Genomic DNA, 12,948 nt, shown 5'->3' on the forward strand with positions numbered 1-12,948 from the left:
GAACCTGGCCGGTGGAGTCTGGACAGAGAAAAGCGGAAGCGGCCGTTTCGGCGGAAGCATATTCATTCACATTAACTTAGGGGGTATACGTATTATGTCGAAGAAAGTATTAGTATTGGGCGAAACACGCGAAGGCGCGTTGCGCAACGTATCATTTGAAGCAATTGCCGCTGCGAAGAAAGTGTCGGACGGCGGAGAAGTGGTCGGTGTCCTGATCGGCGATTCGGTTACGGATTTCGGCGCAGAATTGATCAATAATGGAGCAGATCGTGTGGTTGTGGTGGAACATCCACATTTGAAATCATATACTTCAGACGGATACGGCCAGGCATTTATGGCTGTTGTAGAAGAGGAAAATCCGGACGGCATCGTTTTCGGCCACACAGCGGTCGGAAAGGACCTGTCTCCAAAAATCGCTTCAAAATTGAAGAGCGGTTTGATTTCTGATGTGACAGACATTGATGGAGAAGGCGATGATGCAGTATTCATCCGTCCGATTTACTCCGGTAAGGCATTCGAAAAAGTGAAAATGAAAGACGGTCTTTTGTTCTTCACAATCCGACCGAATAACATTACACCACTGGAACGCGAAGAGCGTTCAGGAGATGTCAGCTCTTTGTCTGTAGACATTACGAACCTGCGCACAATTGTTCAGAACGTAGTACGGAAATCAGCGGAAGGCGTTGATTTATCGGAAGCGAAAGTGATTGTGGCCGGCGGACGCGGTGTCAAGAGTTCAGAAGGATTTGAACCATTGCAGCAATTGGCTGATCTGCTGGGCGGCGCAGTCGGTGCGTCCCGCGGAGCGTGTGATGCGGATTACTGCGATTACTCACTGCAAATCGGTCAGACTGGTAAAGTCGTAACACCTGATTTGTATATCGCTGCAGGAATTTCAGGAGCGATTCAGCATTTGGCGGGTATGTCCAATTCGAAAGTGATCGTTGCCATCAACAAAGACCCTGAAGCCAATATCTTCAAGGTGGCGGATTATGGGATTGTCGGCGACTTGTTCGAAGTCATTCCGTTGTTGACTGAGGAATTCAAGAAAGTAATGCAGACCAACTAAGAAATGCCAAGTGGACGGCCGTCGGACAGACGGCCGTTTTCTTCGTTTACACCCGGGGCAGTGAGGGTATTTGAATTACAGGCAGAAAATTAGCCCGCTCATTTGGTGCGTGCTATAATCAGTTTATAGTTTGTGTTTACCTATAAGGAGGAATTTTCAATGGCAATTGTACACGGAACAGATCAAAACTTTTCACAGGAAGTTTCAGAAGGATTAGTACTGGTAGATTTTTGGGCTACTTGGTGTGGACCATGTAAAATGATCGCTCCTGTCCTGGAAGAATTGGACGCTGAAATGAGCGATAAAGTGAAAATCGTAAAAGTCGATGTTGACGAAAACCAGGAAACTGCAGGAAATTACGGCATCATGTCAATTCCAACACTCCTTTTGATGAAAGACGGAGAAACGGTGGACAAAGTAGTTGGCTTCAGACCAAAAGAAGCTTTGGCTGAATTGGTGAACCAGCACGCATAATTCTTAACCGGGTCCAGCGATGGAACCCGGTTTTTTAATAGGGTGAGCTTATGACAAATGAATTGATCCAACATAAATTGGCCGTTCTTCCTGACCAGCCGGGTTGTTATTTGATGAAGGACCGGCAAGGCACAGTCATTTACGTCGGGAAGGCGAAAGTTTTGAAAAATCGTGTCCGTTCGTACTTTACAGGGAGCCACGATGCCAAAACGCAGCGCTTGGTCAATGAAATCGAAGACTTTGAGTACATCGTGACTTCATCGGACATTGAGGCACTGATCCTCGAATTGAACCTGATAAAAAAATACGATCCGAAATACAACATTATGCTGAAAGATGACAAGTCCTATCCTTACTTGAAAATTACGGGAGAGCGTCATCCGAAGCTGATCACAACCAGGCAAGTGAAAAAAGACAAAGGAAAATACTTTGGTCCTTATCCGAATGCCCATGCTGCAAGTGAAACGAAGAAGTTACTCGATCGCTTGTATCCATTGCGGAAATGTCATACGATGCCGGATCGCGCCTGCCTTTATTACCATATGGGGCAATGTTTGGCGCCGTGCATTAAGCCGGTCGAGCAGGAAACTTACCGGGAAATGATCGATGGCATCACGCGTTTCTTAAATGGCGGTTTCCGTGAAGTGAAACAGGAATTGGTGGAAAAGATGTCGGAGGCTGCTGAAAATCTGGAGTTTGAGCGGGCAAAAGAATACCGTGATCAGATTTCCCATATCGAAACGGTGATGGAAAAGCAGAAAATGACGATGAATGATTTCACCAACCGCGACGTTTTCGCCTATGCCGTTGATAAAGGCTGGATGTGTGTTCAGGTCTTTTTTGTGCGGCAAGGAAAATTAATTGAGCGGGATGTATCACTGTTTCCGCTTTACCGGGATCCACAGGAGGAGTTTCTCACTTTTTTGGGGCAATTTTACGAAAAACCGAACAACGTCAAGCCGAATGAGATTTTATTGCCTGAAGGCGAAGACGCGGAGTTGATCAAAGACTGGCTGGGAATCCGTGTACTGGTTCCGCAGCGGGGAAAGAAAAAAGATTTGGTGGCATTGGCAAAGAAAAACGCGGAAATCGCCATCAAAGAAAAATTTCAGCTGCTTGAACGGCAGGAAGAGCGGACGGTAGGTGCATGCCAGGAACTGGGAGAAGCGATGAATATTGAGACGCCATTGCGTATAGAGGCCTTTGATAACTCGCATATCCAGGGAGCGGATGCGGTATCTGCCATGATTACGTTCGTCGACGGCAAGCCGTCGAAAAAAGATTACCGCAAATACAAGACGCGGAATGCTTCCAAACCGGACGACTACGCAGCGATGCGTGAAGTCATCCGGCGCCGCTATACCCGTGTGCTGAAAGATGGATTGCCATTGCCGGACCTCATCGTCATTGACGGCGGAAAAGGGCAGATGGAGTCGGCGCGTGAAATTCTGGAAGATGAGCTGGGCCTGTCGATTCCAATAGCGGGTCTTGCCAAAGACACAAAACACCAGACGTCCCAATTGCTGTACGGAGATCCAGTGGAAGTGGTGCCGCTGAAACGGACAAGCGAAGCATTTTATCTGCTTCAGCGCATACAGGACGAAGTGCATCGATTTGTAATCACATTCCACCGCCAATTGAGAGGCAAGAACTCGATCGTCTCGGTGCTGGATGAACTTGAAGGCGTCGGCCCCAAGCGGCGCCAGCAGCTGCTGAAACATTTTGGGTCGGTCAAGCGGATCAGAGAAGCGGATGTGGCACAGTTAAAAGAAGCGGGCATGCCGGAAAAATTAGCGGTCTCCATCCACCGCCATTTTGCACAGGAAACATTGTCAACGGAATAAGTTCATGTTATTGTAGAAGAATAATTGAATCACTTGGAAAAGTGATGATAGAGGCGCGAACGTCAATAGTAGCCATTCGGAGATTTGCAGAATCTGTGAGGAATGGGGAAAGGGGCGGTCGCCGAAGTGTGCAAAGGCTGCAGCCGAGCATGCTGGTTCTGCATTTAAGAAGTGCAGGGCTGTCAGAGTAATTCTCTGGAGGGCTATCTCACATGGACGTTTTTCGTACATGAGGAAGAGGTAGTTTGCTGCAGTTGCGGCGGGCTGCCTCTTTTTGTGTTTGGCACCAGCGCTTTTGGCGCTTTTGCTGGATACATTGAGAGCCACATAACTATGTGGGAGTGGATAATATGGAAACAGTAGTCATGAAATTTGGAGGAACATCTGTTGCAACTCCGGAAAAAATTATCGGTGTTGCCGAACGGGCGATCAGTGAAAAAGAAAAAGGCAACCGGGTGGTGATTGTGGTCTCGGCGATGGGAAAAACGACGGACACGCTTCAGGCGCTGGCTGATGAGATAACTGCCAATCCTTCGAAACGGGAAATGGATATGCTGCTGGCAACCGGTGAGCAAGTGACAATTTCCCTGTTGGCGATGGCTTTTAAAACGCTGGGACACGAAGCTTTGTCTTTTACCGGATGGCAGGCAGGGATTGAAACTGAATCTGTGCCGCGCAACGCCCGTATCGAGCACATTCATACAGAACGGCTTGAACAGGCGCTTTCGGAAGGGTTTTTCTGTGTGGTTGCCGGGTTCCAGGGAGTTGACAGAGCCGGCAATATCACGACGCTCGGACGGGGCGGTTCCGATACGACGGCGGTTGCGCTGGCTGCTGCCTTGAATGCCCGCAAATGTGATATTTACACAGATGTCGATGGGGTATATACATCAGATCCGCGCTATGTGAACGGCGCACGCAAGCTGGAACAGATTTCCTATGATGAGATGCTGGAACTGGCGAATCTGGGAGCCGGCGTATTGCATCCGCGTGCTGTGGAATTTGCAAAAAATAACAACGTCCCATTGTCCGTAAGAGCAAGTTATTCGGATGAAGCGGGAACAATCATTCAAGAGGTGGTCACTGTGGAGAAAAATCTAATTGTCAGAGGCGTTGCATTTGAACCGGGGATCGCGCGTGTGACGGTGACGTACAAAAAACCGTTCAACGGATCGCTTGCGAACATTTTCACAAAACTGGCAGAGCATCATATTGACGTAGATATCATTGTCCAAAGCATTACCAACGATTTTCCGCCATCGGTGTCATTTTCCATCAAGCAGGATCACATGGACGAGGTGAAACGGGTGCTGGATACATATCAATCCGACATCGGTTTTGTGTCGACTGATTTTGAAGTCGGTTTGTCGAAAGTATCCATTGTCGGCTCCGGAATGGTCTCGAACCCGGGGGTTGCGGCGCAGATGTTCGATATTCTGCGACGGCAGGATATTCCTGTTAAGATGGTCAGCACCTCGGAGATCAAAGTTTCTGTTGTGGTGCCGGAAAACGACATGCATAAATCGGCCAATGCCCTGCATGAAGAATATGGGTTGGAGTAATGTCCAGGAAAGTCACAGATCCGGTTTCTGACCGGGTCTGTTTTTATTCTCGAAAAATGAACGACAACACTGCTGTATGGAAATGGATGATATACAAGTATCGCTTCCGCTGTTTTCAGTAGAAAGAAATCCACTTTCAATATAATAAAATAACTGAAAGAATCTTTTTAAAAAGCGAGAGTTGCCTTGACGCTCCTCATGGCGGGGAGTACAATAAATATGTCATATTAATGTATCATGATGATAAGTGCAGTGATGAAAGCTTTCGTAACATATCGTTCGCTTTTTTTATTGCCGATTTATTGGGCTGAGGGGGGTAAAATTTTGGAAAACCGTGAATTTTTATTGCGCAGACTGCATTCTTTGCTCGGAATTATCCCGATCGGAATCTTTTTGACGCAACACTTAATCGTCAACCATTTTGCTACGCAAGGGGTAGAAGCTTTCAATAATGCTTCTCATTTCATGGCGAATCTGCCATTCGTTATTTTCCTGGAGATTTTCGTTATTTATTTACCATTAATGTATCATGCGTTTTATGGTTTATACATAGCTTTCACGACGAAAAACAATCCGGGACATTACAGTTATATGCGTAACATCTTGTTTGTCGCTCAGCGTTACACAGGGATTTTCCTTGTGATCTTTATCGCATGGCACGTGTTTGAAACACGGTTCCAGGTAGCGATCGGAGCTGCAGAAGCCAACTTCAATATGATGGCCAACATTTTGGACAATCCATGGATGCTGGCATTCTATATTGCGGGAGTTTTGGCGGCGACATTCCATTTGGCGAACGGGCTATGGTCTTTCCTTGTGACTTGGGGAATTACACAGTCTGAAAAGTCGCAGCGCTACACAACTTATTTCACGCTTCTAGTGTTTATTGTACTATCGATTATTGGTATCAGAGCATTGTTCGCGTTCATCTAAGAACGCTTCCATTTACTGGTGAACTAAAAGAGGAGTGAGTACCACAATGGCGAAAGGCAAACTTATAATTGTCGGAGGCGGACTTGCCGGCTTGATGGCAGCTGTTAAAGCTGCAGAAGCAGGCTCGCCGGTCGACTTATTTTCCATCGTTCCCGTAAAACGGTCCCATTCAGTTTGTGCGCAAGGCGGGATCAATGGAGCGGTGAATACGAAAGGTGAAGGGGATTCCCCTGCAATTCACCTGGACGACACCGTTTATGGCGGTGACTTTCTGGCAAACCAGCGTCCGGTTAAAAAAATGACAGACGCTGCTCCAGAAATTATCCGACTGCTTGACCGCATGGGCGTTATGTTCAACCGTACGCCGGAAGGTTTGTTGGATTTCCGCCGTTTCGGGGGCACCATGCATCACAGAACGGCATTTGCCGGTGCTACGACTGGTCAGCAATTGCTTTACGCTCTTGATGAGCAGGTTCGCCGCCATGAAGTGAACGGACTTGTAACCAAATACGAAGGCTGGGAATTTATCGGCTTAGTACTTGATGAAGACGGCGTGGGCAGAGGTATCACAGCCCAAAACATGACAACATCAGAAATCGAAGCATTCCGCGGGGATGCAGTGATCATGGCGACAGGCGGTCCCGGAATCATTTTCGGAAAATCGACAAACTCTGTCATCAACACAGGATCCGCAGCTTCGATCGCTTATCAGCAAGGCGTCTACTATGCCAACGGTGAGTTTATCCAAATTCACCCGACAGCAATTCCGGGAGACGATAAACTGCGTTTGATGTCAGAATCGGCCCGTGGGGAAGGTGGACGTATTTGGACTTACAAAGACGGCAAGCCTTGGTATTTCCTGGAAGAAAAATATCCGGCATACGGTAACCTGGTTCCGCGCGATATTGCAACGCGCGAAATTTTTGATGTCTGTGTCAACCAAAAACTCGGCATCAACGGTGAAAACATGGTGTATTTGGATCTGTCCCATAAAGATCCGAAAGAACTGGACATCAAACTTGGCGGGATCATCGAAATCTATGAGAAATTCACTGGAGACGACCCACGCAAAGTACCGATGAAGATTTTCCCGGCTGTCCATTATTCAATGGGCGGATTATGGGTCGATGACGACCAGATGACCAATATCCCAGGCGTTTTCGCTGCCGGGGAATGTGATTATTCTCAGCACGGTGCGAACCGTCTTGGAGCAAACTCTTTGCTGTCAGCCATTTATGGCGGTATGGTCGCTGGACCAAATGCCCTTAAATACATCAACGGTCTGGAAAAGCTGGCGGAGGATCTTCCTTCGGACATTTTTGACAGACACGTGGCGGACGAAAAACGCAAATGGGAAGAAATCCTTGCGTTGGATGGCACAGAAAACGCCTACGTCCTGCACAAAGAACTTGGTGAATGGATGACGGATAATGTCACTGTTGTCCGCTATAACGATAAACTGAAAGCGACTGATGAGAAAATTCAGGAGTTGCTGGAACGTTTCAACCACATCAGCATGACGGATACACAGCTTTGGAGCAACCAAGGCGCTATGTTTACACGTCAATTGAAAAATATGCTACATTTGGCTAGAGCGATTACACTTGGTGCGTTAAACCGCAACGAGAGCCGTGGCGCTCATTACAAACCGGATTTCCCGGAACGTAATGACGAAGAATTCCTTAAGACGACAATGGCAAAATTCAATGGATACGATGCACCAATCTTCCATTACGAAGAAGTCGACACGTCACTGATTCCGCCACGTAAACGTGATTACTCAGCGAAAGCCTAAGAAAGGAGCTAATTTACCATGGGTGAAGCAGCAAAAACGGTTATCTTTGAAATCGAACGCAGAAACTCCACGGATGAAAATTCGTATTGGGAAAAGTTCGAATTACCATATCGCGCCAACATGAACGTCATTTCCGCTTTGATGGAAATTCGTCGTAACCCTGTCAACACGGAAGGGAAGAAAACGACTCCTGTTACTTGGGATATGAACTGCCTCGAGGAAGTATGTGGTGCATGTTCAATGGTCATCAACGGTAAAGCGCGCCAATCTTGTACAGCGCTTGTTGACCAACTGGAACAGCCAATCCGTCTTCAGCCGATGAAAACATTCCCTGTTGTCCGCGACTTGATCGTTGACCGCAGCCGGATGTTCGATTCACTGAAAAAAGTCAAAGCGTGGGTTCCAATCGACGGAACGCATGACCTTGGCGAAGGGCCACGTATGCCTGAACGCAAACGCCAGTGGGCTTATGAATTGTCAAAATGCATGACTTGCGGCGTCTGCCTGGAAGCATGCCCGAACGTCAATGATAAATCCGATTTCATCGGAGCAGCTCCACTTTCACAAGTGCGCTTGATGAACGCGCATCCAACAGGTTCCATGACTCGTGATGAGCGCTTGAACGCCATCATGGGCGAAGGCGGCCTTGCAAGTTGCGGTAACTCGCAAAACTGTGTGGAATCTTGTCCAAAAGGAATTCCTTTGACAACTTCCATCGCAGCATTGAACCGTGAAACCACTGTCCAAATGTTCCGTAACTTCTTCGGAAGCGACCACGCAGTTGGATAATAAGCTCGATTTGAAACCCCGCAGTTTTCTCTGCGGGGTTTTTAATTTTTGTTTTCCTGTAAAAACAGCGACATATTTCGACAGCTTTTTGCTATACTATAAAAATGAACACCCACACAACTTACGGGAGGGTTATTATGAAAGCGAAATATATCGGAGATTTCGAAGAGTGGAAAAACGGATTTTCATTTTCTGTGCCGGTGCAGGTGCGTTTTTCGGAAACGGATCTGTTTGGGCACCTGAACAATACTGTGCCACTCAATTATTTCGAATTCGCGCGGATTGAATACATGAAAGAACTGGGAGTCATGCAGAACTGGCTTACAAGCGAAGCAGAACTTTTTCCAGTAGTGGCAGATGCGCAGATCGATTATTTGAAGCAAGTATTTTTTGATGACAAACTGCAAATATTCGTTAAGATAGAGTCGATTGGCAATTCGTCAATTGACATTCATTATTGGGCAGTCAATGACAAAAAGGAAACTTGTTTCACCGGCCGAGGCGCCATGGTCCAGATTTCGAAAAAGACAGGTAAAGGATATCCATGGTCCGAAGAAGAGCGGAGATTGTTTGAAAGCACACAAAGCGCATCAGTGAAAAGCTGAATGGCTTATGCCTCCGGCAAAAATTATTGGTATTGAATAAATTCTTTAAAGGAGTGGTTGAACTTAATGAGTGAGGACACGAACAAGGCCATGTACCACGACACGGCACGGGTAGCATTCATGGAAAAAGAACTCCGTTATATTTCTGGCATCATCAAGCAAAAAGGCCGTGAAATCCTGAACTCCTATACGATTACCCCGCCTCAGTTCGTCGCTTTGCAATGGCTGTTTGAGCATGGTGATATGACAATCGGTGACCTGTCGAACAAAATGTATCTGGCATTCAGTACGACAACCGATTTGGTCGACCGCATGGAAAAAAACGAATTGGTCGTACGCATCCGCGAAGAACAGGATCGTCGGGTGGTTCGCATTAAGCTGCTAAAAGAAGGCGAACGGATTATTGAAGAAGTGATTAAAGAAAGACAAGGTTATCTGCAGAATGTCCTCAGTGGCTTTGATGAAAAAGAAGTGGAGCAATTTGCATTTTTGCTTGAAAAGCTGCACAAAAACATGAAATAGGATAGAGGCGATAAGGTTGAACGCCCCAATAGGTGTAATTGATTCAGGAGTAGGCGGTTTGACCGTCGCAAAAGAAATTATGAAACTGCTGCCAAACGAACAGATTTACTACATAGGAGACAATGCACGGTGCCCGTATGGCCCACGACCACTATCGCAGGTGCGGAAGTACACGTGGCAGATGGCGAATGCTTTGATGAAGAAAAACATCAAAATGCTGGTCATCGCCTGCAATACTGCTACAGCGGCAGCGCTTTATTCATTGCAAAAACGGCTGCCGATCCCGGTCATTGGCGTCATTTTTCCAGGAGCACGGGCTGCCATCAAATCATCGTCCACCAAGCGAATCGCCGTTCTCGGGACGTCAGGGACGGTTCAGAGTGGTGCTTACGAAAAGGCGATCAAGTCGCTTGTATCGTCTTCCCATGTCGTGCAATTGGCTTGTCCGCGTTTTGTCCCGCTTGTAGAAAGTGATGAGTACGAAGGTGATTTCGCACGCCGTCTCGTCCGGGAGACACTGGCCTGTCTGGCAGAAGAATCGTTCGACACAGCCATTCTTGGTTGCACACATTACCCTCTTCTGCAAGGTTTTGTCGAAGAAACACTTGGCAGCGGGGTCTGCGTTCTTTCTTCGGCTCAGGAAACGGCGAAAGATGTGGAGCAGCATCTGGCGTTCAATCATCAATTTGCCAGCCGCCAAAAACCGCCGGTGCATCATTTCTATACGACAGGCTCCGGTCCCATTTTCGCGGACATCATCCGAAAATGGCTCGCTATTGAAGAGCCGCTGATTCATTCGATACGATTTTCAAAAGCCTGACTGCTTCGGCTGGTCAGGTTTTTGTCGTGGGAATGGAAATATGGTACGCTAATTGAGCAAATACGAGGAGGATTTATCATGACAAGAATAGACGAAAGAAAGCCGGACCAATTGCGGCCTGTAACGATGGACATTGATTATTTGATTCATCCGGAAGGCTCGGTATTGATCACAGTGGGGCAGACCAAAGTAATCTGCACAGCTACAATTGAAGAGCGGGTTCCCGGATTTTTGAGAGGACAGGGAAAAGGCTGGATTACAGCTGAATATTCGATGCTTCCAAGAGCGACGAACAGCCGCAATATGCGGGAGTCTTCGCGCGGGAAAGTCGGCGGGCGCACGATGGAAATCCAGCGTTTGATCGGCCGGGCATTGCGGGCAGTGGTGGATCTGGAAAAATTGGGCGAACGGACGTTGTGGATTGACTGTGACGTCATCCAGGCAGACGGCGGTACACGGACCGCTTCGATCACCGGTGCATTCGTGGCAATGACGATGGCCATCGGCAAATTGGAATTGGCGGCTTTTCCGGTGACAGATTTTCTGGCAGCGACAAGTGTCGGAATTTCCCACGAACACGGAGCCATTCTGGATTTGAACTATGCAGAAGATTCGACGGCTGAAGTGGATATGAACCTGGTGATGACAGGAGCAGGCCAATTCGTGGAACTTCAGGGTACCGGCGAAGAAGCGACATTTTCGCGTGCACAGCTGAACGAATTGCTGGATCTTGGAGAAGCTGGAATCAGTGAATTGATTGCCATTCAAAAAGAGGTTCTAGGAACGCTGGCATCACGCATCGGCGAAGAGGTGAGTTCAGAGCTATGAAAAAAGTAATCATTGCCACGCAGAACAAAGGCAAAGCAAAGGATTTCGAAGCGCTGTTTTCGCCGCTCGGCTATGAAGTGCTGACGCTCAGGGATGTGGCGGAGCAACTGGATGTTGAAGAAACAGGAGTGACGTTTGAGGAAAATGCCATCCTGAAAGCGGAAACGGTGGCAGAGGCTCTCCAGACGGTGGTCATTGCCGATGACAGCGGACTGGAAATTGATGCATTAGGCGGAGAGCCGGGTGTTTACTCGGCGCGCTATGCGGGAGAACAAAAAAATGACGACGCCAATATCGATAAAGTGCTTGAGAATTTGGCGGAGGTGCCTGACAGCGAGCGGACTGCGCGTTTCCGCTGTGTGTTGGCGGTAGCTGCTCCGGGCAAACAAACCGAAACGTTTTCCGGTTCATGTGAAGGTGTGATTCTGACCGGCCGTAAAGGCGATCAGGGATTCGGCTACGACCCCATTTTTTATGTTCCTGAAATCGGCAAAGCGATGGCTGAATTATCGCCGGAAGAAAAAGCGGCCATTTCCCATCGCGGCAATGCGATCCGGAAGTTGGAAAGTTCCATGCCTGACTGGTTGGAAACCGAAAAATAAAATGCAGGTTCATTCGGCGGATCTCCTGCTTATAGCAGCGGGAGACCTGCTGTTTGATGCGGGAAGCATCAATAAGAAATTAATTTGTTTATTTTTTTAAAATAGCATTGACTTTTCTTCAAATGATTTCTATAATTAAAATTGTCTTTTGTTAGAGAAAAGCACGAGTTGCTGTCACGGCTGCTGGAGTGTAAATGCTAACAAAGCCATGTCCCAGTAGCTCAGCTGGATAGAGCAACGCCCTTCTAAGGCGTCGGTCGGGAGTTCGAATCTCTCCTGGGACGTATACATAATTCTGAAGCAATCTGACCGTAATGGTTCAGGTTGCTTTTTTGTTGTGGCCTAGTATCCATAGTATACGGGTAGGTATTGTATTAAGTTGAAAAAGCATGGTATGATAAAAGTGAATTCAGATTATTCTTAAAAAGTGTTTATTGCCAAGACGTCTGGAAATTGTTCTTTTGTCCAAGGGTACGAAATTGAAAAAGAAAAGAGGATGCTTATGATTCCACTGCAGTTTTTTACCCAATACATGAAGCACCCTCGTTCTGTCGGAGCAATTTTGCCAAGTTCCCGCCAGCTTGCCGAACAGATGGTGGCGTCCATCCGATTTGAAAGCACCGATTGCATTGTGGAGTACGGACCGGGAACCGGAGTTTTTACGGAGCAACTGATACAAAAAAAGAGAAACAGCACCAAGCTTTTACTATTTGAAAACAATCGGGGGTTCTACGAGCTCCTGCAGCAGAAATACGGCGATATGGACAATGTTCATATTATTTTTGATTCTGCTGAGCGGGTGGCGCATTATCTGAACAAATACGGAGTGGAGCAAGTGGACTATATCGTCTCGGGACTGCCTTTTGCCAGTCTCCCAAAAGAAGTCTCGGAACGGATTCTCAGGGAAACGAAAAAAGTTTTGGGGCAAGACGGGGTATTCATCACTTTCCAATACACACGCTTCAAACAAAAGTATTTGCATTCCTTTTTCACCAGCATCCAGGTGGACAAAGTGCTCCGCAATGCCCCGCCAGCTTTTGTCTTTAAATGCATCCAGTAAACGATCCGGGAGTTTAGGCTCCGGATCGTTTTTGTTTGGCCGTTG

At 47.4% G+C, this 12,948-nt stretch carries 13 protein-coding genes, 1 tRNA gene and 1 riboswitch; all 14 genes read left to right on the forward strand.

Going from position 1 to position 12,948, the window contains the following annotated elements:
• Nucleotides 1-94: 94 nt before the first annotated feature.
• On the forward strand, nucleotides 95-1,069 hold the full coding sequence (locus EEX84_RS00645; RefSeq protein ID WP_123163647.1) for an electron transfer flavoprotein subunit alpha/FixB family protein: 975 nt from the start codon (nucleotides 95-97) through the stop codon (nucleotides 1,067-1,069).
• A gap of 159 nt (nucleotides 1,070-1,228) precedes the next feature.
• Nucleotides 1,229-1,543: a thioredoxin gene (trxA, locus tag EEX84_RS00650; RefSeq protein ID WP_123163648.1), complete on the forward strand. Its 315-nt coding sequence runs from the start codon at nucleotides 1,229-1,231 to the stop codon at nucleotides 1,541-1,543.
• Between the two features lie 50 nt (nucleotides 1,544-1,593).
• Nucleotides 1,594-3,387 carry an excinuclease ABC subunit UvrC gene (gene uvrC, locus EEX84_RS00655; RefSeq protein WP_123163649.1) on the forward strand — a complete coding sequence of 598 codons (1,794 nt, stop codon included), beginning with the start codon at nucleotides 1,594-1,596 and terminating at the stop codon, nucleotides 3,385-3,387.
• 40 nt (nucleotides 3,388-3,427) lie between these two features.
• Nucleotides 3,428-3,601, forward strand: a riboswitch (Lysine riboswitch).
• Between the two features lie 136 nt (nucleotides 3,602-3,737).
• Nucleotides 3,738-4,949: an aspartate kinase gene (locus EEX84_RS00660; protein WP_123163650.1), complete on the forward strand. Its 1,212-nt coding sequence runs from the start codon at nucleotides 3,738-3,740 to the stop codon at nucleotides 4,947-4,949.
• Nucleotides 4,950-5,270: 321 nt separating this feature from the next.
• Nucleotides 5,271-5,882, forward strand: coding sequence for a succinate dehydrogenase cytochrome b558 subunit (locus EEX84_RS00665; protein ID WP_123164022.1), 612 nt, complete (start codon nucleotides 5,271-5,273; stop codon nucleotides 5,880-5,882).
• A 46-nt stretch (nucleotides 5,883-5,928) separates the two neighbouring features.
• Nucleotides 5,929-7,677: a succinate dehydrogenase flavoprotein subunit gene (sdhA, locus tag EEX84_RS00670; RefSeq protein WP_123163651.1), complete on the forward strand. Its 1,749-nt coding sequence runs from the start codon at nucleotides 5,929-5,931 to the stop codon at nucleotides 7,675-7,677.
• Between the two features lie 18 nt (nucleotides 7,678-7,695).
• A complete protein-coding gene (gene sdhB, locus EEX84_RS00675) occupies nucleotides 7,696-8,466 on the forward strand; it encodes a succinate dehydrogenase iron-sulfur subunit (protein WP_123163652.1) in 771 nt (256 codons plus the stop codon).
• Nucleotides 8,467-8,603: 137 nt separating this feature from the next.
• On the forward strand, nucleotides 8,604-9,071 hold the full coding sequence (locus EEX84_RS00680) for an acyl-CoA thioesterase (protein ID WP_123163653.1): 468 nt from the start codon (nucleotides 8,604-8,606) through the stop codon (nucleotides 9,069-9,071).
• A gap of 66 nt (nucleotides 9,072-9,137) precedes the next feature.
• The gene (locus tag EEX84_RS00685) at nucleotides 9,138-9,593 is read left to right on the forward strand and encodes a MarR family winged helix-turn-helix transcriptional regulator (protein ID WP_240033888.1); all 456 of its coding nucleotides are present in this window, start codon (nucleotides 9,138-9,140) and stop codon (nucleotides 9,591-9,593) included.
• A 16-nt stretch (nucleotides 9,594-9,609) separates the two neighbouring features.
• Entirely contained in the window at nucleotides 9,610-10,413 is an 804-nt protein-coding gene (gene racE, locus EEX84_RS00690; RefSeq protein WP_123163654.1) for a glutamate racemase, read from the forward strand.
• 78 nt (nucleotides 10,414-10,491) lie between these two features.
• Nucleotides 10,492-11,241 carry a ribonuclease PH gene (rph, locus tag EEX84_RS00695; RefSeq protein WP_123163655.1) on the forward strand — a complete coding sequence of 250 codons (750 nt, stop codon included), beginning with the start codon at nucleotides 10,492-10,494 and terminating at the stop codon, nucleotides 11,239-11,241.
• Nucleotides 11,238-11,843: an XTP/dITP diphosphatase gene (locus EEX84_RS00700; RefSeq protein ID WP_123163656.1), complete on the forward strand. Its 606-nt coding sequence runs from the start codon at nucleotides 11,238-11,240 to the stop codon at nucleotides 11,841-11,843. Before rph ends, EEX84_RS00700 begins: the two co-directional genes overlap by 4 nt.
• Before the next feature lie 210 nt (nucleotides 11,844-12,053).
• Nucleotides 12,054-12,127: transfer RNA gene (locus EEX84_RS00705), tRNA-Arg, on the forward strand.
• Nucleotides 12,128-12,345: 218 nt separating this feature from the next.
• Nucleotides 12,346-12,903: a class I SAM-dependent methyltransferase gene (locus EEX84_RS00710; protein WP_123163657.1), complete on the forward strand. Its 558-nt coding sequence runs from the start codon at nucleotides 12,346-12,348 to the stop codon at nucleotides 12,901-12,903.
• Nucleotides 12,904-12,948 lie beyond the last annotated feature (45 nt).

This window comes from Planococcus salinus, from assembly GCF_003719725.1.
GTDB lineage: Bacteria > Bacillota > Bacilli > Bacillales_A > Planococcaceae > Planococcus > Planococcus salinus.